This is a genomic window from Enterobacter sp. 148H3 (assembly GCF_034107425.1).
In the GTDB taxonomy this organism is placed as follows: Bacteria; Pseudomonadota; Gammaproteobacteria; order Enterobacterales; family Enterobacteriaceae; genus Enterobacter; species Enterobacter vonholyi.
The window spans coordinates 80,092-98,359 of sequence record NZ_JAWNEI010000007.1 but is presented as its reverse complement, the minus strand read 5'-3'; the positions used below and the strand labels follow the sequence as shown (position 1 = coordinate 98,359).

Annotated in this window: 22 protein-coding genes; 5 read left to right on the top strand and 17 right to left on the bottom strand. The window is 55.5% G+C overall.

Features of this window, described 5'->3' with window-relative positions; translation table 11 throughout:
• Positions 1-38: 38 nt before the first annotated feature.
• Positions 39-944, bottom strand: coding sequence for a fructokinase (gene mak / locus USH94_RS12170; RefSeq protein WP_111963438.1), 906 nt, complete (start codon positions 942-944; stop codon positions 39-41).
• Positions 945-1,067: 123 nt separating this feature from the next.
• On the opposite strand from mak, the gene rdgC reads away from it, so the two are divergent.
• Positions 1,068-1,982: a recombination-associated protein RdgC gene (gene rdgC, locus USH94_RS12165; RefSeq protein ID WP_023310540.1), complete on the top strand. Its 915-nt coding sequence runs from the start codon at positions 1,068-1,070 to the stop codon at positions 1,980-1,982.
• Between the two features lie 48 nt (positions 1,983-2,030).
• Here rdgC and ppnP read toward each other — a convergent pair whose 3' ends face one another.
• The 5 genes from ppnP to USH94_RS12140 form a co-directional block, all read right to left on the bottom strand.
• On the bottom strand, positions 2,031-2,318 hold the full coding sequence (gene ppnP, locus USH94_RS12160) for a pyrimidine/purine nucleoside phosphorylase (protein ID WP_008503270.1): 288 nt from the start codon (positions 2,316-2,318) through the stop codon (positions 2,031-2,033).
• 71 nt (positions 2,319-2,389) lie between these two features.
• A complete protein-coding gene (locus tag USH94_RS12155; RefSeq protein WP_111963439.1) occupies positions 2,390-3,067 on the bottom strand; it encodes an AroM family protein in 678 nt (225 codons plus the stop codon).
• Between the two features lie 237 nt (positions 3,068-3,304).
• Positions 3,305-3,496, bottom strand: coding sequence for a protein YaiA (gene yaiA, locus USH94_RS12150; protein WP_023334675.1), 192 nt, complete (start codon positions 3,494-3,496; stop codon positions 3,305-3,307).
• Between the two features lie 44 nt (positions 3,497-3,540).
• On the bottom strand, positions 3,541-4,065 hold the full coding sequence (gene aroL / locus USH94_RS12145; protein ID WP_032639634.1) for a shikimate kinase AroL: 525 nt from the start codon (positions 4,063-4,065) through the stop codon (positions 3,541-3,543).
• Between the two features lie 144 nt (positions 4,066-4,209).
• Positions 4,210-4,668, bottom strand: a complete 459-nt coding sequence (locus tag USH94_RS12140; RefSeq protein ID WP_010428006.1) for a YaiI/YqxD family protein — start codon at positions 4,666-4,668, stop codon at positions 4,210-4,212.
• Between the two features lie 97 nt (positions 4,669-4,765).
• Between USH94_RS12140 and proC the strand changes: the two genes are divergently transcribed.
• Entirely contained in the window at positions 4,766-5,575 is an 810-nt protein-coding gene (gene proC / locus USH94_RS12135) for a pyrroline-5-carboxylate reductase (RefSeq protein WP_111963440.1), read from the top strand.
• 14 nt (positions 5,576-5,589) lie between these two features.
• Here proC and adrA read toward each other — a convergent pair whose 3' ends face one another.
• From adrA to USH94_RS12105, 6 genes are all read right to left on the bottom strand, one after another.
• Positions 5,590-6,693, bottom strand: a complete 1,104-nt coding sequence (gene adrA / locus USH94_RS12130; protein ID WP_111963441.1) for a diguanylate cyclase AdrA — start codon at positions 6,691-6,693, stop codon at positions 5,590-5,592.
• Positions 6,694-6,795: 102 nt separating this feature from the next.
• On the bottom strand, positions 6,796-7,116 hold the full coding sequence (gene psiF, locus USH94_RS12125; protein ID WP_008503278.1) for a phosphate starvation-inducible protein PsiF: 321 nt from the start codon (positions 7,114-7,116) through the stop codon (positions 6,796-6,798).
• A gap of 89 nt (positions 7,117-7,205) precedes the next feature.
• Positions 7,206-8,621, bottom strand: a complete 1,416-nt coding sequence (phoA, locus tag USH94_RS12120) for an alkaline phosphatase (RefSeq protein WP_111963442.1) — start codon at positions 8,619-8,621, stop codon at positions 7,206-7,208.
• A gap of 99 nt (positions 8,622-8,720) precedes the next feature.
• Positions 8,721-8,981, bottom strand: coding sequence for an anti-adapter protein IraP (gene iraP, locus USH94_RS12115; protein ID WP_024906786.1), 261 nt, complete (start codon positions 8,979-8,981; stop codon positions 8,721-8,723).
• A gap of 209 nt (positions 8,982-9,190) precedes the next feature.
• The gene (locus tag USH94_RS12110; RefSeq protein WP_048990434.1) at positions 9,191-10,405 is read right to left on the bottom strand and encodes a multidrug efflux MFS transporter; all 1,215 of its coding nucleotides are present in this window, start codon (positions 10,403-10,405) and stop codon (positions 9,191-9,193) included.
• Between the two features lie 168 nt (positions 10,406-10,573).
• On the bottom strand, positions 10,574-11,257 hold the full coding sequence (locus USH94_RS12105) for an extensin family protein (RefSeq protein ID WP_111963443.1): 684 nt from the start codon (positions 11,255-11,257) through the stop codon (positions 10,574-10,576).
• A gap of 103 nt (positions 11,258-11,360) precedes the next feature.
• Here USH94_RS12105 and ddlA point away from each other — a divergent pair, with 103 nt between their 5' ends.
• On the top strand, positions 11,361-12,461 hold the full coding sequence (ddlA, locus tag USH94_RS12100; RefSeq protein WP_111963444.1) for a D-alanine--D-alanine ligase: 1,101 nt from the start codon (positions 11,361-11,363) through the stop codon (positions 12,459-12,461).
• On the opposite strand, the gene USH94_RS12095 is transcribed toward ddlA, so the two are convergent.
• Complete coding sequence (locus USH94_RS12095; RefSeq protein ID WP_111963445.1) at positions 12,458-12,694, bottom strand: DUF2754 domain-containing protein; 237 nt, start codon at positions 12,692-12,694, stop codon at positions 12,458-12,460. The genes ddlA and USH94_RS12095 overlap by 4 nt on opposite strands.
• Positions 12,695-12,941: 247 nt before the next feature.
• On the opposite strand from USH94_RS12095, the gene USH94_RS12090 reads away from it, so the two are divergent.
• Positions 12,942-13,241 carry a DUF2755 family protein gene (locus tag USH94_RS12090; protein ID WP_008503287.1) on the top strand — a complete coding sequence of 100 codons (300 nt, stop codon included), beginning with the start codon at positions 12,942-12,944 and terminating at the stop codon, positions 13,239-13,241.
• Here USH94_RS12090 and USH94_RS12085 read toward each other — a convergent pair.
• The 3 genes from USH94_RS12085 to USH94_RS12075 all read right to left on the bottom strand — a co-directional run bounded on the left by USH94_RS12085 (position 13,238) and on the right by USH94_RS12075 (position 16,219).
• Entirely contained in the window at positions 13,238-14,335 is a 1,098-nt protein-coding gene (locus tag USH94_RS12085; protein WP_111963447.1) for a DUF1615 domain-containing protein, read from the bottom strand. The genes USH94_RS12090 and USH94_RS12085 overlap by 4 nt on opposite strands.
• 14 nt (positions 14,336-14,349) lie before the next feature.
• Positions 14,350-15,570 carry a peptide antibiotic transporter SbmA gene (gene sbmA, locus USH94_RS12080; protein ID WP_104949290.1) on the bottom strand — a complete coding sequence of 407 codons (1,221 nt, stop codon included), beginning with the start codon at positions 15,568-15,570 and terminating at the stop codon, positions 14,350-14,352.
• 115 nt (positions 15,571-15,685) lie between these two features.
• Positions 15,686-16,219, bottom strand: a complete 534-nt coding sequence (locus USH94_RS12075) for an isochorismatase family protein (RefSeq protein WP_111963449.1) — start codon at positions 16,217-16,219, stop codon at positions 15,686-15,688.
• 204 nt (positions 16,220-16,423) lie between these two features.
• On the opposite strand from USH94_RS12075, the gene ampH reads away from it, so the two are divergent.
• Complete coding sequence (gene ampH, locus USH94_RS12070) at positions 16,424-17,584, top strand: D-alanyl-D-alanine-carboxypeptidase/endopeptidase AmpH (protein ID WP_111963450.1); 1,161 nt, start codon at positions 16,424-16,426, stop codon at positions 17,582-17,584.
• 2 nt (positions 17,585-17,586) lie between these two features.
• On the opposite strand, the gene USH94_RS12065 is transcribed toward ampH, so the two are convergent.
• Entirely contained in the window at positions 17,587-18,210 is a 624-nt protein-coding gene (locus USH94_RS12065; protein ID WP_111963451.1) for a helix-turn-helix domain-containing protein, read from the bottom strand.
• Positions 18,211-18,268: the final 58 nt, after the last annotated feature.

Sequence of the window (18,268 nt, the reverse complement as noted above, 5' to 3'; positions counted from 1 at the left end):
CCTCTCCCACAGGGAGAGGGAATAAACACTATTTGCTTTTATTCCGGCCACAGCCACGCCGCGCCGCGCACGCCGCTGGAGTCACCGTGGACAGCTTTGCGGATCGGGGTTTCACACTCGCCGCCGAAAACCCACTGTTTCACCAGGTTCGGTACCGTGGCGTACAGCCGGTCGACGTTGCTCATGCCGCCGCCGAGCACAATCACGTCCGGATCGAGAATATTCACCACGTGGGCCAGCGATTTCGCCAGCCGCATTTCGTAGCGGCTCAGCGCCAGCTCGGCGACCGGATCCTGCGCTTCGACCAGACGCATGATCTCATTACCCTTGAGCGGCTGGCCGCTCAGGCGATGGTAGTCGGTCGCAAAACCGGTACCGGAGATAAACGTCTCAATACAGCCCTGTTTTCCGCAGTAGCACGGCACTTCAGCGCGGTATTTAAGCTCGTCTTCATCCATCCACGGCAGCGGGTTGTGACCCCACTCACCCGCGGTGCCGTTACCGCCGATATGGGCGCGTCCGCCAAACGCCACGCCCGCACCGCAGCCGGTACCGACGATCACGGCAAACACGGTCTGGGCACCTGCCGCCGCGCCGTCGATGGCCTCGGAGACCGCCAGACAGTTAGCGTCGTTGGCCAGACGCACTTCCCGGTTCAGACGTTGGCTCAAATCTTTATCGAACGGCTGACCGTTGAGCCAGGTGGAGTTGGCATTTTTAACCACGCCGGTATACGGCGAGATCGACCCCGGGATCCCCATCCCTACGCTCCCGGTTTGCCCTGTCGCCTGCTCGGCCATCTCAACCAGTTGGGCAATCGTCTCGATAGTCTGGCGATAATCATCGCGCGGCGTTGGCAGACGATGGCGAAACAGCTGCTGCCCCTGCTCGCTCAGCGCGATGACTTCTGTTTTGGTGCCGCCCAAATCGATCCCAATACGCACAAGACTCTCCTCATTATTTTGATTATCAACAGAGTAGAAGCACGCATCCCGATTAGCAATGCAAGCGATGCGACAATTCGTTATCATGCCCGCTGATTTAACGACAAGGCCGTGGAAATTATCATGCTGTGGTTCAAAAATTTGATGGTTTACCGTCTCAGCCGCGACGTTTCGCTGCGTGCAGAAGAGATGGAAAAACAGTTAGCCGCTTATACCTTTTCCCCTTGCGGTAGCCAGGATATGGCAAAAACCGGTTGGGTTCCGCCAATGGGTTCACAAAGCGATGCACTGACCCACGCCAGCAGCACGGGTCAAATTATCGTCTGTGCCCGTAAAGAAGAGAAAATCCTGCCGACGCCGGTGGTTAAGCAGGCGCTCGAGGCGAAAATTTTTAAGCTGGAAGCCGAACAGGGCCGCAAGCTGAAAAAAACCGAAAAAGATTCGCTGAAGGACGAAGTACTGCACTCCCTGCTGCCGCGCGCCTTTAGCCGCTTCAGCCAGACCATGATGTGGATCGACACCGTCAACGGGCTGATCATGGTGGACTGCGCCAGCGCCAAGAAAGCAGAAGATACGCTGGCCCTGCTGCGCAAAAGCATCGGATCTTTACCGGTCGTTCCGCTGGCGCTGGAAACGCCGATCGAGCTGACGCTGACCGAATGGGTACGCAGCGGCGCTGCGGCCCAGGGCTTCCAGATCCTTGATGAAGCCGAGCTGAAAGCCCTGCTGGAAGATGGCGGCGTGATCCGCGCGAAGAAGCAGGATCTGGTCAGCGACGAGATCGCCGTACACATCGAAGCAGGTAAAGTGGTCACCAAGCTGGCGCTCGACTGGCAGCAGCGCATCCAGTTCGTGATGTGCGACGACGGCTCCGTGAAGCGTCTGAAGTTCTGCGACGAGCTGCGCGATCAGAACGAAGATATCGACAGAGAAGATTACGCCCAGCGTTTTGACGCGGATTTCATCCTGATGACCGGCGAGCTGGCCGCGTTGATTCAGAATCTGGTGGAAGGTCTCGGCGGCGAAGCGCAGCGATAACGGGCAAAACGTAGGCCGGGTAAGCGTTAGCGCCACCCGGCTAATTTTTTATTTCAGGTAGCGGCACAGATAAGAGGTGGGCTCAGCCACCTGCAAATGAAATTCGCTGTGGCCAGGGACGTTGAAAACTTGCCCGGCAGCGTAAACTTTCCATTCCGTTTCGCCCGGCAGCAGGACGTTCAGCGCACCGCTGACGACCGTCATTTCTTCCGCTTCCGCCGTGCCAAAGGTGTATTCCCCTTCTGCCATTACGCCAACGCTGGCGCGGCCAGTGCTGCTGCTGGTAAAACCAATGGATTTCACTTTACCGGAAAAGTATTCGTTACTCTGAAGCATGAACTGGCCCTTATATTTTTAGATAAAAATTCACTATAGGGGCCATGCTCATCACCTGTCACGCAAAATCATTACACGAGCAGTTCCGAGGCCAGGCGAGCCATCAGAACGTTGGATAACAGCACCGGGACATCCAGCGCTTTTTGCAGTAAATCACGATGATGCTGGTGGAAACCCAGGCAGTCCAGAATCAGGACATCGGCCCCTCTCTCCAGCAGTTCCTTCCCGGCAGCAATGAGTTTGGCCTCACTGTCCCAGAACGGATTGGCCAGTGCGTACAAAGGCACTTTTTCCAGCACGTGCCATTTTGCCTCCTGGTTATCCATGAGTTCCTCGATGGGGACAATCACCCCCACCTGATGACCATCCACGATGGAGGCCACCAGCGGCGGAATGATCCGCATCGGTTCCAGTAAAATCGCATTGCGCGCCATCAGCCCCTTAATGGGAGCCGTGCTCATCAGCAAAATAACGTCATAACCTTGATTATCGAGCACTTCTATCACGCCCTGCAGCGAGCGCTCGATTTTCTGGCGTGAAACGTGCGCCAGTTTACCGTCACTTAATAACGTCGCCAGGGGATCCTCCCCCGCCTCGACAGCGTAGTCCTCCATGACCTCTTCCCGACTCATCTTCCCCAACAGGCTAAGATGCGTTATCTGTTGTTCAGATACATGCTCGGTTAAGAGCGGTAACACTTCGCTTACAGGGACCACACCAATGGTGAGGATCGCCAACGTTGCCTTCATCTTTATCGCCTTCCATTACTCCAACATCGTGCACACAGGTACAGGCTCACTACGCTGCACAGTTCGTTTTTTCAACAAAACAGCACCAAGCGTAGCAGGTGATCCCGACATCGAAATGTAAAGATCGCCTGCCGATACCAGAGTTACTTGTAATAACTAAATATTAACTCCTGCTTAACTTTCACGATGAGTAAAAAGTGTGATTCAGGCACGATCCTGGAGCGTTTAGGAAAACATTCAGGTTATATCGGGATCTTCATAGCGCCGTTTCGCATCCAGCGCTTCCTGTTCAGTCTCGTGTTCACTGATCAGCGAGTCCGGCTTGGGGTGATCGGCACGCAGTTGATACCAGGTCACGGTATGACCCGTATGGCCTTTTTCAACGGTAACAATGCGCGCTTCACGCGGATAGGGAGGTCTGGTTGGCATAGCTCATCCTTTTTTTATGTCTGAGCTATAAGTATAGACGCCGCTTAGCTGGCACAAGCCAAACGCAGGGCGGTAATAATCTGAATCACAACGTCTTCAGGAGAGGCTGACGCATCCACCACGTGGTGAGCCGCTTCGCGGTATAACGCATCGCGTTCCGCCAGCACTTCACTCACCTCTTCGTTCAGCGGCCTGGAGGTCAGCGCAGGGCGTTGCCCCTCTTCCGGAAAGGCTTCCAGACGCCCAACCAGGGCCGACACCGGCGCGCTAAGGTAGATCACAATCCCCTTTTCGCGCATAAAGTGACGATTACACTCCGCCAGAACAATGCCACCCCCGGTCGCGATCACGGCAGACGGGGTGGTGACCGCTTTCAGCGCGGCCGTTTCGCGCGCGCGAAAGCTCTCCCATCCCTCTTGCTCAACAATCTCAGCGATGGTTTTTCCGGCCTCGGTTTGCAGCCAGTGGTCGGTATCCACAAACTGGCGATGACACACGCGTGCCAGCTCCAGGCCAACGGTGGTTTTCCCACAGCCGCGGGGGCCAACTAAAAAGATGGGTTGGGTCATAGCCAGGTGTTCCCCTTGATGCCGGATGGCTGAAGAGTGTAAAGAAATAATTGCAGAAGATGTTGCGATTACTTTACTGCAAAGCGGTACGGGATGACAACCCTGTGGAAGCCACACTGTACCACAAATTGACAATAATTATCATTACGCTGTGCGGCGCTTTACTTCCAGCAGCCATTTATCCAGTTCGGCAGCAAACTGCTGACGATCGCGCTGTGACAGGCTGTCCGGTCCCCCGGTCTGCACGCCGCTGGCCCGCATCGTATCCATAAAATCGCGCATGGTGAGCTTCTCGCGAATGGTCGACGGCGAGTATCGCTCTCCGCGCGGATTGAGCGCCGCGGCCCCTTTTTCCAGCACTTCGGCAGCCAGCGGAATATCCGCCGTGATCACCAGATCCTCCGCGCTGCACAGGCGGACAATTTCGTTATCCGCCACGTCGAACCCGGCCGGCACGCGTAAAGAGCGGATGAAGCGCGAAGGCGGTACGCGAATATTCTGGTTCGCCACCAGCGTCAGCGGCATCTGAACGCGCTCGGCGGCGCGAAATAAAATCTCTTTAATCACATTCGGACACGCGTCCGCATCAACCCAAATCGCCATATTGTCTCCCCATAATAACTCTGCCGACTATTGTCGCCTGCATTTCGTTGTTAAGCTATCAATCAGAGAAAACAACGCATAATGACGGAGAATCGTGATGGACAAGAAAATCGGGTTTATCGGCTGCGGTAACATGGGCAAAGCCATCCTGGGCGGCCTGATCGCCAGCGGGCAGGTGCTGCCGGGTCAGATTTGGGTCTATACCCCGTCACCGGACAAGGTCGCCGCGTTGCGCGATCAGTACGGGATCAACGCCGCCGAAAGCGCGCAGGAAGTGGCCCAGGTCGCCGATATCGTCTTTGGCGCCGTCAAGCCGAACATCATGATCAAAGTACTGAGCGATATCACCTCCAGCCTGAATAAAGAGACGCTGGTGGTGTCGATTGCCGCGGGCGTCACCCTCGATCAGCTGGCGCGCGCGCTGGGTCACGATCGTAAAATCGTCCGCGCGATGCCCAACACCCCTTCGTTGGTCAACGCCGGCATGACCTCCGTCACGCCTAACGCGCTGGTGACCTCAGAAGAAGTGGCTGATGTACTGAACATTTTCCGCTGTTTCGGCGAAGCAGAAGTGATTGCCGAATCGATGATCCATCCGGTGGTCGGCGTCAGTGGATCAGCCCCTGCGTATGTCTTCATGTTTTTAGAAGCGATGGCCGATGCCGCCGTTCTTGGCGGAATGCCGCGCGCCCAGGCGTATAAATTCGCCGCGCAGGCCGTCATGGGCTCCGCCAAAATGGTGCTGGAGACCGGTAAACACCCGGGTGAGCTGAAAGATATGGTCTGCTCCCCAGGCGGTACCACCATTGAAGCGGTGCGGGTGCTGGAGGAGCGCGGGTTCCGTTCGGCCGTCATTGAGGCAATGGCAAAATGCATGGAAAAATCAGAGAAGCTGAGTAAATCCTGATTTCTGACCGGGCGTCAGGCGGCCACTTCGGTGCGGCCGCGCCCGGCATTTTTCGCCCTGTACAGCGCCACGTCAGCCGCCTTCAGCCACTCCCGATAATGTCCAAACTGCGGCCCCCAGGGGGCAACGCCTACGCTGATGCGCAGCGCTTCTTTTGGTGCGCACGGTAACGTCAGTTTTTCCAGCCGCTCATGCAACCGCGACATCACCGCGATGGCGCTTTCCGCCGCGGTCTGCGACATAATCACCGCAAACTCATCCCCACCAAACCGGCCTATAGCATCGCCTGACCGTACTGACCGCTGGAGCTGACGCGTAATGGCGATGATCGCCTCGTCGCCGACAGCGTGCCCCCAGGTGTCGTTGATGTTTTTAAAGTGGTCGATATCAATCAGCAAAATCGTGGCGGTGCAGTGGTCGCGGCGGCAATGCTCAAATTCATTTCGCAGCAGCATTTCCCAGTGGCGGCGATTAAAGACCCCGGTCATGCCGTCACGGGTGCTCATCATTTCCAGCCGCTGCTTGTGCTCTGCAAGCCTGACGGCGGTGCGGTGGCTGAGCCAGGCAAACAGCATGGGATAAAGCACCAGTACGGGCAGCGTTAGGCCCCACTCTACCGGGTCGGGCCTGAAAACAGCCACGCTCCCGACAAGCGGCAGCGTCACCAGCGCGGAGAGCAGAGTCAACAGGATCCCCGGGATAAACAGGCGACAGCCCCCGGAGCCCATCATATTCATACCTACCATCATCACCAGCGCTGCCGAGGGTAACGCGCTCATCCCCATCACGCCGATCCAGAGCCCGGCAATGATGGCATCGATCTTAAGATTGAACACTTCCTGCTGTTGAGGTGACGCGGCCCGGCAGGATAACTGCCAGGCGAAATGGGGCCATACGAACGCCCAACCGACCAGTAAAAGCCACCAGCCTCCGGGTAAAAAATGGGTGACCAGCATTCCCGCAACCGGGAAAAACATCGCTGCCAGCCCCACGGCGCGCGCCAGCCGAACCCGCCGGGCAAACTGAATGCCGGCACGGTGAGGGTCATCCTGAGAAAGGGTTAAATTCCACTCTTCCCGAATGCGCTTTTTGTTGTAATACGTTTCATCATTCATCATTTTTGGGAATATTCTGAAACATTTTCCCAAATTATAGAGAGGGGGTCTGCGGGGAAAGTATGAAATTTCGGGTGAGCCGCCGATGCCGCTCACCCGTTCGAACTACACTTTTTTCTTCAGGCAGGCACTCATGAACTTGCTGCGGTCATCCCCTTTAAGGGACTGCTCGGTTGCCTTGGCATTACACTCGCGCATCTTTTGCTGCTGAGGCGTGAGGCTTTTTTCAGCCGGCTTCGAGGCGCCGTTTTTGAGGCAGTCGCTCATGTAGGTCTTACGAGCATCGCCCTTCAGACTCTGAGACGTCGCCTGTTGATTACAGGTGGTCATACGCTGCTGCTGCGGCGTTAACGTTTTCTCTTCCGCGTTCGCCGATGCGACCAGGAACAGGCCGGAGAGCAGAGTAACCAGTAATGTTGTTTTCATTGCACCATCCTTTTGTGAACATTCCCTGTAAGTCTGGTTCGTGACAGGAAAAAAACCACCCGGCAGATGTGATTTCCGCCGGGATTTTATTATTTAAGGCCCAGCGCAGCCTTCATGGTGTAGAACAGATCCGTTTGATCGGTCAGGCCTACCACGTTGGCCGCGTGCGGGCCGTAGGCGGCAATACGCAGCTGGGTGCCCGTGTGCTCCATGGACTCTTCTTCAGAGTTGCCGTAGCTCATCACCATGACGGCACCATCTTTGGTGTTTAGCGCCTGCGTCAGGCCAGGGGCTTTGGTATCTGGCGGAACGATCTGGCTAGCGTGCGCGTGGTCCGCGGTGACGATCACCAGGGTGTTACCGTCTTTTTTCGCGAACGCGAGCGCTTTCTGCACCGCTTCGTCCAGATCGACGGTTTCGCCAATCTGACCGCACGGATTTGCCGCATGATCTTGCTTATCGATCGACGCGCCTTCTACCTGCAGGAAGAACCCTTTTTCGCTCTTGCTCAGCAGAGAAATCGCTTTATCGGTCATCGCCGCCAGCGTCGGTACGCTGTCCGTGCGTTTCGGGTTTGGCGCACAGGTCACCGCAGGCTTATCAATATTGCCGTGATACGAGGCTTTTGGACCTTCCCAGCGCACGGGCATGTTGCCGTCAGAGAACAGCCCCAGCAGCGGTTTATCCTGGTTCGCCTCGCTTATCGCCGCCAGAGCATTTGCGTCACTCACCAGCTGATAGCCGCGAGCCTGCGCCTGCTCGCGCAGCGTTTTGCCCTGCCACTCGCCCGCCGTCGCGGTTTCCGCGAAGGTTTTCGCGCCGCCGCCCAGCGTCACGTCAGGACGCGCGTTCAGCAGCTGTTCCGTAATCGAACCTTTGCCGCCTTTTTCCAGCGCATTTGTAGGGCATTTTTCGCTGGTCACTGACGGGCCGTAGCACTTACGCGAGGTCACGTGTGCCACCAGCGCCGCAGGCGTCGCATCCTGAAGTTCAGCGGTGGAGACGTTGCCGGTCGCCAGGCCCGCCGCTTTTGCAATCTCCAGAAGGGTTTGATGATCTTTTTCGTGAATATCCACGCCCAGCGCACCATTATAGGTTTTCACGCCGGTGGACCACGCCGTGGCAGAGGCCGCGGAGTCCGTTACGTAATCCGGTTTACCGGTTTTTTTATCCAGCGCGTAGTGGGTATATTGTCCGGTCAACGGTAATGCGTCGATACCTTTAAAAAAGCCGCCCGCACCCTCGGCATAATTTCGCGCCGCCGTGATTTCGGAATCCCCCATTCCATCGCCAATCAGCAAAATAATATTTTTCGCTGGCTTATCATTCAGCGAAGCGCGAATAGCAGCAGTTTGATCTTCAGATAAACGACGCGCGCCGCCAGGCTGGGTGATATCCCCTTTTGCCGCACGATTATCCAGCACGCTGGTTTGCGTCGTATCAGCATAAATGGCAGGGGTAATTAACAGGGGAAGTAATGCGATGAAAAGTGCGCTCTGTTTCAATTTATTTTCTCCATGTACAAATACATAAAAATAAAAACAGAGCGACTATAGGCATCCTGCATGACAATTCTATGACACGTCGTTACGTCCTGTGACGGTTTAGCTGCGCGGATGCCTTAACAGCTTCTTTACGTACTGGTGGAGCATCTCAGCATCCTCAACCGGTACCTGCGATTCAGGCCTGACGCTATCCAGCGCGCCTTCCACGCTCTCAATCAACGCCTGCTGATCGGTTTTCGCCATTTGTCGCAGCAGCGCGGTGACCACAATTTCAAGCGCTTCGACCTGAGCCACCAGCTCTTTTGACTCTTCTTCCTTTTGTGCCAGCTTGACCAGCAATTCAGCAATGAGGTTTTTCATCGTGCCAGTTCCTTTTCAGTTTTGTCTGAAGTTATCACTCTGAATCCCTATTGCAAAGAGAAGAAATTAATTATGGTATGCAAAAGTGATACAGGAACGGAAATAAAGAGGCAGCGCCGTGAGCGAAACGTTTTTCTATAAAAAGCAGCCGCATTTTGTTATATAAAAATGCGGCTACCATAAGAATATATAATACATCTATGAAATCGTTACCTTGCCGATTTGGCCTCCGCCATTTGTCTGCGGCGTCGCAGCGCAATAGCCAGCTGGATAATATTGATTAAAACGACAATCGCTGTCGCCGCAAATACCCAACGAAAACCGGCCATCGCAGAAACGGAGGCGCCAATAAGCGGGCCGGCAACATTCCCCAGATACATAAACGACTGGTTATATCCAAAAATACGCCCCGTCACCTGGTCGCTGGAATATTTGACCAACAGGGTCTGTACCGCAGGCAACATGGCGCCATCAGCAAAGCCGAGCAGAAATCGCAATATGCCAAGCTGAAGCGGAGAGGTGACAAACGACATCGCGAAGAAGAGCACCACCGCAAAGATCAGCGTCGCCATCAGGATGCGCGCCGTGCCGATCCTGTCACCCAGTTTTCCCAGACGCGGCGCGGAAATCAGGGCTGATACGCCCGGCACGGCGGCAATCATGCCGCTAAGAAAAGCGATATTCGTGCTCTCCGGCTCCATCGACTTGATAAACAGCGCCAGAATCGGCCCCACCGAACCATTACAGAGCTGGATCACCATAGTGGTCACAAACAGGCTGATCATCAGGCCCGGATAAGGCAGCGAGGCGAAAACGGCCTTGCCGCTGAGGCGTTCAGACTTACTGATAACCGGGCGGCCCCCTTCTTTAATCAGAAAGAGCGTGACCAGAAAACTGACCACCAGCAGAACCGCAGTGATGATAAATACCGCACGCAGCCCGACGTGGTCCGCCAGAAAGCCCCCCAGCAGCGGCCCGCCGATGACGCCGCTGATCTGTGCCGTGGAGAGTGTACTCAGCGCCCAGCCGCTACGCTCGCGCGGCACCTGAGAGGCGACCAGCGCCATAGCGTTTGGAATATACCCGGACGTCAACCCCATCACCGCCCGCAGGAAGAACAGCTGCCAGACGTTGGTGGCGAAGGCCTGCAGCAGAATGGCAATCGCCATCCCGAGCGAGGCGCGTAGCAGCATCAGTTTACGGCCTTTCCGATCCGCCAGGCTGCCCCACATCGGTGACACAATGGCGGAAACCAGAAACGTGACGCTGAACGTCAGACCGGACCACATGGAAAGGGCTTCATGCGAGGTCACCCCCAGCTGCGACACGTACAGAGGCAGGAACGGCAAAATCTGGCTGATGGCCAGTCCGGTAAAGAAGCAGCCGAACCAAACCGAGATGAGATTAACTTTCCAGGATTCCATAAAGAAATAGTCTTCATTTTTAGGCGAATTCGCCGACAGATTAGCAAGTTACGCGTATTAACGTCGCACCAGAGATGCGGCCCGACTGACTTTGGTGTTTTATCTCCCCAGTCATCATATTTGTGAAATAAGTCACAATTCATCCATTTTCTGGCGGAATATTATGCTTCAACGGCAGAGGCCAAAACCGCGCATTCCCAGATGAAAATGGTTGGCATGCGCCGCGTTATACTCCGGCCCCAGTCCGTTTCCGTAGTACCCACAGCTCGCCGCCAGCATGGCCTTCAGCCAAGGCTGCGTGGTGGCCGCCTTCCAGCCGTTCAGCACCGTGACGCGTTCACCGTTCGCCAGACGAAAAGCAGCGATATCCAGCGCCTCCGCCGTGGCATGTTCACTGCGGCGCGCGTCAGGGCGATGATAAATATTGCGGCAGGCAAAGCTGCCGAGGTGGTCGATACGCGCCAGGTCACTGCCCGTATAACGTTTTGTCAGCGGCCGGGCCTGCTGGCTGATATAGAGGGCTGAGCTGAGCGCCAGCGGGCAGCTGGCAAGAAAACTGCTGTTCAGGCCGACCGGGCCGAAGTCACTCACGCGCACGACGTTATTCAGCGGACACGCGCCGCCGCTATCAGCCACCGGCTGGGTGCGGATGAGATCGCGTTGATTAGCCTGTGCGAGCAGGCTCGCGCACGCCTCGTGGGTTAAACGCCGAAGCTTATACTGGGTGATTCGACCCGGCGGGTCGTCAAGCGACAGCGGCATGAAAGGGTTGTAGTAAGGCGGCAACCAGCGGTAACCCACCGTTGCGATGGCCAAAATGATAAATACGGTCAGCAGCGTTTTTCCTTTCACTCTCCCCCCTCAACATTCCCCAAAACATTATGGCAGAAGGCCGCGAAACCCGCCGGGCATCGTGGTATGTTATTGGCTTTTCGTCATACTGGAAGAGAGTGAGATGGCTAAGCAGCGCGTAGGTATTGTCTTTGGGGGAAAATCAGCGGAACACGAAGTGTCATTGCAATCGGCTAAAAATATCGTTGATGCGATCGATAAAAGCCGTTTCGACGTGGTGCTGCTGGGCATTGATAAACAGGGCCAGTGGCACGTTAACGATGCCAGCCAGTATCTGCTGAATGCCCACGATCCGGCACATATCGCCCTGAATCCTTCAGAAATTAGCGTCGCCACCGTACCCGGCGTCGTAAAAGGGCAGCTCATCGACGCCGGCAACGCGCAGGCTCTCGCCCAGATCGACGTCGTCTTCCCGATTGTTCACGGCACCCTGGGCGAAGATGGTTCCCTGCAGGGAATGCTGCGCATGGCCAACCTGCCGTTCGTCGGATCGGACGTCCTCGGCTCTGCCGCGTGCATGGACAAAGACGTCACCAAACGCCTGCTGCGCGATGCCGGGCTGAATATTGCGCCGTTCGTGACGCTCACCCGCGCCAACCGCGACAAACACAGCTTTACGCAAATCAGTGCAGAGCTGGGTCTGCCGTTGTTTGTGAAGCCTGCAAACCAGGGCTCCTCCGTGGGCGTCAGCAAAGTGACCAGCGAAGCTGAGTTCACGCAAGCCGTCCGCCTGGCTTTTGAGTTCGACCATAAAGTGGTGGTTGAGCAGGGCATCAAAGGTCGTGAAATTGAGTGCGCCGTGCTGGGCAACGATTTTCCCCAGGCGAGCACCTGCGGTGAAGTGGTCTTAAACAGCGACTTCTACTCGTACGACACCAAATACATTGATGATAAAGGCGCGCAGGTTGTCGTGCCTGCGGATCTCGATCCGGCGGTTAACGATAAGATCCGGGCGATCGCCATTCGCGCTTATCAGACGCTCGGCTGCTGCGGCATGGCGCGCGTGGATGTGTTCCTGACGGCGGAAAACGAGGTGGTGATCAATGAAATTAACACGCTGCCGGGGTTCACTAACATCAGCATGTATCCGAAGCTGTGGCAGGCGAGCGGCCTGAGCTACCCGGAATTGATCACCCGCCTGATCGAGCTGGCGCTGGAGCGTCACGCCGCCGACAGCGCGCTTAAAAGTTCCGTAAACGGTTAATCGGCGCGCTTCGCCGACTCTGCCTCATCCGCTGTCGTCTCTTCAGGGCGACGGCGGATAATCAACCCTGCCAGCCAGAAACTAATGACCCAGGTCACCAGCCCTACGGCATACGTTTGCCAGCCTTTTGCTTCAAACCCCAACAGGCCCACAATACCGTTAAGAATAAAGATCAGCCCGATAGCGAAGGCGTAGTAGTGCCAGTCACGGCGTAGTTTGGACGTGAGCTTCATAACAACTCCGGCAGGAAAAAAAGACATCCTCTCATAGTTTTACGGCCAGGTCTGTGGCAGATACGGAAATTCTGAAACGCGACGCAATTTCACTTAAGTTAATAAATTGTGACGTGCTGCAGAAATCAACAATCCAGGAGGATTCCGGCGCGTAAATTACCACGATTCTGATATTGACAAATGCGATGACCTGTCAAACTCACCCTGTACGAAGCGTATTAACAGAGCGATTTATCCGGAGGTCTTCATGGCTGACTTTACATTGTCGAAACCGATTTTTGGCGGAAAACCAAAAACCTCTACGGCGGGTAATATCGCGTATGCCCTGTTTGTCCTGTTTTGCTTCTGGGCCGGCTCTCAGCTGCTCAATATGCTGGTGCATGCGCCAGGCGTTTATGAACATCTGATGCAGGTGCAGGATAACGGACGCCCGCGAGTTGAGATTGGCTTTGGCGTCAGCACCCTGTTCGGCCTGATCCCCTTCCTCGCGGGATGTATGATTCTGGGCGTTGTGGCATTAGTGCTGCGCTTTCGCCGCCGCCGTTAAAGCCCCATACAGCGAGCCCGGCGATCGTCCACGCGTTTTGCAAACCACGCAGTGGTCAGGTTACGCGTGATCTTCGGGCTTTCCAGCTGAATACCCGGCAGGATAGCCCTCGGTAACGTTTTCCCGCTTTTCTGCTCTGCGAGCGCAAAAACCTTCTTGTACAGATCCGTTCTCTCAAAGGCCAGACTATCGCCTTTCTCAAGCTGACGGCGAATGTCGCTGTTGCTCAGACCCAGCGTTCTCGAAAGTTTCCGTACGGCAAGCTCAGTGCTCCCCGCCTCGCTGCTGCCGTAAGCGATGAGATCGCCGTCCAGCGCGAGCTTGACGCCGCTTGCGCGGCTGACCGCACTCTGGAATGCCGCATTACGGCTGGCATACCAGCCGGCGTTAAAGTCGGCAAAGCGGTACAGCGGCTCATCGTAGTTCGCCGGGTAGTTCAACAGGTGATACGTGCCGAACCACAGTCCTCCGCGCAGGGAGAAGACCTCCTGACGCACCGTACCGTCGATTTTCCACGGATAGCCGTCGGTGTGTTTCTCCGCGAACGCGATGCTTACCTGCATCGGACCGCCGGTGTGGACCGGGTTCAGGGAGCCAAACAGCTTCTGCCCCATTGGGACCATGCTGATGAAATCATCAAAGATGGCGCTAAGCTGTTTTTCGGTTTTCACCGTATCCAGCCGTTCGCTGTAGCTTTTGCCGTTCGGCGAGGTGATTTTAAGCGCGGTATGCACGAGGAACACCGGGATATGCATGGACTCCGCGCGGCGGTCGATCTCTTTCCAGGCGATTTTGTTCAGACCCGGCACAGCCGGATCTGACTGGTACATTGACTCTTGCTGCGCCACCGCCAGCACCGAACAGATGTTCTCCTCGGTCGGCGCGATCTTTTGGCTTTCAAAGGTTTTTGCCAGCGCGTCTGCCCACGCATTGCGATCCTTTACGCTGGCGGGCATTTTCTGCCGCACAACGCTCGCCACATCGACGGGCTTCTCGCCCTTTTTGAGCGGAGCGGCCCCCTTTTCGGCACAGCCTGCCAGTACAAAAGCGGCCAGAATGGTCAACGGTAACGCGCGCGGTACGGCAAAAGACATAGCAACTTCCTGTATTAGCTAAATGTGTTGGTGACTTCCTGCAGGTCACGATCGTCCAGCTCGCGTTCAAAGCTGCGCAGACGTTTGTAGATGGACATCAGTTCTACCAGCGTGGTCCAGGAGCTGATCAGGTACTGGAACGACCCGCGAACCTGACCGAAAACGTTGGTGATCTGCGTCATCAGACCGAGCGTAATCGTACCCGCAACAATGGACGGAAACAGCAGGAACAAACCGAAAACGTTATCCACCTGCAGATACAAAATACGCGCGATGTTGAAATACATATAGTGGAAGTAGAGACGGAAATAGTTACGACGCACGGCGCCAAACAGCTCGCGGACGGTCGGCGGCGAGGCGCGGTTAGCATCGTCTTCGCCATAAACCAGCTCTTTACGGTATGCGGCTTCGACGCGTTGATTCTTAAACTCCAGACCCGGCAGTTTGATCCCCACCACCGCCAGCAGGCCCGTCCCCATCAGCGACCAGACGATCGCGGCAATCACCAGACCATACGGAATATGGCCGACAATCGGCAGATCCGGTACATGCGCCGAGAGCGTTACCAGCACCGGCAGGAAGGCAATCAGCGTCATAATGGCGTTGATAAAGCTGACGCCCATGTCTTCAAGCGTGGAGGCAAAACGCATGGTGTCTTCCTGCACACGCTGTGCGGCACCTTCGATATGGCGCAAGTGCTGCCAGTGCGCCATATAATGTTCGTTCATCGCGGTACGCCAGCGGAAAACGTAGTGGCTGACGAAGAAATTGTTCATCACGCCGATGATAACCGCAATCAGGGCGATGCCGAGGAAGACGCCAACTTCATGGTAGAACTGATTGATGGTCACCTTATGCGGCGAGCTCAGCGCGGTCTGGATCAGATCGTAGAACGGCGCATACCAGGCGTTAACCGCCACGCCCACTTCCACCAGGAACCAGGTGACGAAGATAATCAGCGATGTGCCGAGGATCGACCAGTACTGCCAGCGGTGCGGAGAATAGACAAACCAAAAAAGGGCAAACAGCCCTACGCACACCGTGTAGTAGGCATAAAACAGCAGGTAGCTGAGCGACCAGAAGCGCGCCGCGCTAATCGGTACCTCGCCTGTCGCTCCCGTGATGCGCGTCAGCCATGCGCCGCCGCCCGCCTGCCAGAAAATGACAGCGATGAGTGCCCAAATAAATGCCGACAGGAAAAAAGGCCCCGGCTTTGGGAAAAAAGACTTAAACATAATGCTTCCTTTTTGTTGTTATGGCTGTTGCTGTGCACAACACGTTACCAAACGAAATACCTGCCCAGGCCAGCCTCCCGGCTCAGGCAAAAAGGTCAGACCCGAGGGTTGATTATTAGTTCGCTTTCCAGTTTTCGAGAATTGTTTCGGTGCGTTTCACTGCGAGAGGGTTCGCCGGTGCGATGAAGTTACGCCAGACGTCGTTGTGATGGTTAATCAGGATCTTTGCTTCAGCAGCCGGGCGGTTAGATGTTGTATGGGCATCTTCCGCAACTGTGATGTGATAACCCCGGCTAACGCCGTTCTTGATCGTCGCATCGACGCAGTAATCGGTGGCGCAGCCGCAGATGACAAACTCGCGAATGCCCTGGTCACGCAGCAGCGTCTCAAGCCCGGTGTTGTAGAAGGCATCGCAGGCCGTTTTGGTCACGTAAAGCGCGTCAGCGGGCTGATGGAGTTCAGGCAGTAGCGCAAATCCTTCACTTCCCTCTTCCAGCCCCCCGGCCTCGGTGTGCTGAATAAAAATCACCTTGTCGGCAGCCTGCGTAAGCTGGTTGATCAGAGACACACACTTTTCGCGCTGATGACGAGGGGTTTCAAATACCCCGTTCTGCATATCGACAACCATAACCACACGCTTCTCAGACATACCGTTCTCCGTAAGATTGAGTGACACTGGTGCCTATCATAAGCCCGATGTCACAAAATGGGAGATGGCTCGTAAGTAAATTGTTCATATTTACCCATGGTTACGTTTTTCTCGCTATCGTTATGCAATTCGGGGCATTGCGCGGTACCGTTTAGTAGTATAAATACCCATAACTTTCCTATTTCACTTCATGGATGCTTTTCGTTGAAACGTTGTCTGCTCTCTTTTGCCGCGCTGTGTGCGGTGAGCTTTTCTACCGCCCAGGCAGCCCAACCGCTGACGGCTCCCGTTTTAGCTTCAGATATTGCCGATCGCTACGCGAACCTTATCTATTACGGCAGCGGCGCGACCGGAATGGCGATGGTCGTCATCGACGGAAACCAGCGCGTGTTCCGCAGCTTTGGTGAAACGCGCCCAGGAAATAACATTCATCCGCAGCTGGATTCCGTTATCCGCATCGCGTCCTTAACCAAGCTGATGACCAGCGAAATGCTGGTGAAACTGCTCGACCAGGGCGTGGTGAAGCTCGACGACCCGCTCAGCAAATACGCGCCTCCAGGCGCCCGGGTTCCAACCTATCAGGGTACGCCGATTCGGCTTGTGAACCTTGCCACCCACACCAGCGCCCTGCCGCGTGAGCAGCCGGGCGGGGCGGCGCATCGTGACGTATTTGTCTGGCCAACGCGCGACCAGCGCTGGAGCTATCTGAGTACCGCCACGCTGAAGGCGGCACCGGGCTCGCAGGCCTCTTATTCAAACTTGGCGTTCGACCTGCTGGCAGATGCCCTCTCAACGGCGGCTGGCAAACCCTACACGCAGCTGTTTGAAGAGCAGATAACCCGTCCGCTGGGCATGAAAGACACCACCTTTACCCCGTCCCCGGATCAGTGCCGTCGCCTGATGGTGGCGGAGAAAGGCGCAAGCCCCTGTAATAACACGCTCGCGGCCGTGGGCAGCGGCGGGGTCTATTCCACGCCTGGCGACATGATGCGCTGGATGCAGCAGTTCCTTTCCTCGGATTTCTACGCTCGCAGCAGCCAGGCCGATCGTATGCAAACCTTGATTTATCAGCGTACCCAGCTGCACCGCGTCATCGGGATGGACGTGCCGGGTAAGGCCGATGCGCTCGGCATGGGCTGGGTCTATATGGCACCGAAAAATGGCCGTCCGGGTATTATTCAGAAAACCGGCGGCGGCGGTGGATTCATCACCTATATGGCCATGATCCCGCAGTCAAACGTGGGCGCATTTGTGGTGGTCACCCGCTCTCCGCATACGCGTTTCGTCAATATGAGTGACGGGATTAATAACCTGGTGGCTGAGCTGAGCGCCAATAAAGCCCAGGTGCTTACCGCGTCCAACTGATATTAATATTCCGTGGGCAAGCGGTTGATGCTGACCAGCTTGCCCCGGCTCATATTGATATAGTTTCCCTGTCGCAGGGCGGCAAGAACTTCGGCAACAACAGAACGTGAAATGCGTGTGCTTTGCTGAATATGATTCATCACACCGATTTTTGAACGCAGCGTTTCATCCCACTCAGCCATATTTAACAGCATCGCGCGGATTTGGTGATAAGAGTTATTGCCAACCAGTTGCATATCACGTTTTTCAAGAACGTAATTTATCCAAGATAGCCAGCAGAAGGCTTCTTTCCAGAGAGAATTCTGTTGGATAAGTTGGCGGGTGGTCTCGGTAGGCAAATAAAAACCAGTACAGGCCGTTTTAGCAATCACCCTGTATTCCTGATAGTGATTAATCATCACCGTAGAAAGACCGAAAATAAAAGGAGCTGTCGCAATCCCAACCAGCAGCTCATCAGAGGAACGACAGACCTCAATAACGCCGGTTTGTAATACGATCGTACGAGGCTCACTCCATTCATCTGACGTTATTAATTGTTGGGGTGTACATGTAAAAGGAGTACTGGCCGATATTAAACACTGTTCGAGCCGGCGTAATTCAGAAAGCGGTTTCGCATTAACGTTCATGCAGACCTCAAAACATCCGTATTTGTCGGTTCAATATTATTTTTATTGCTTTTTTAAA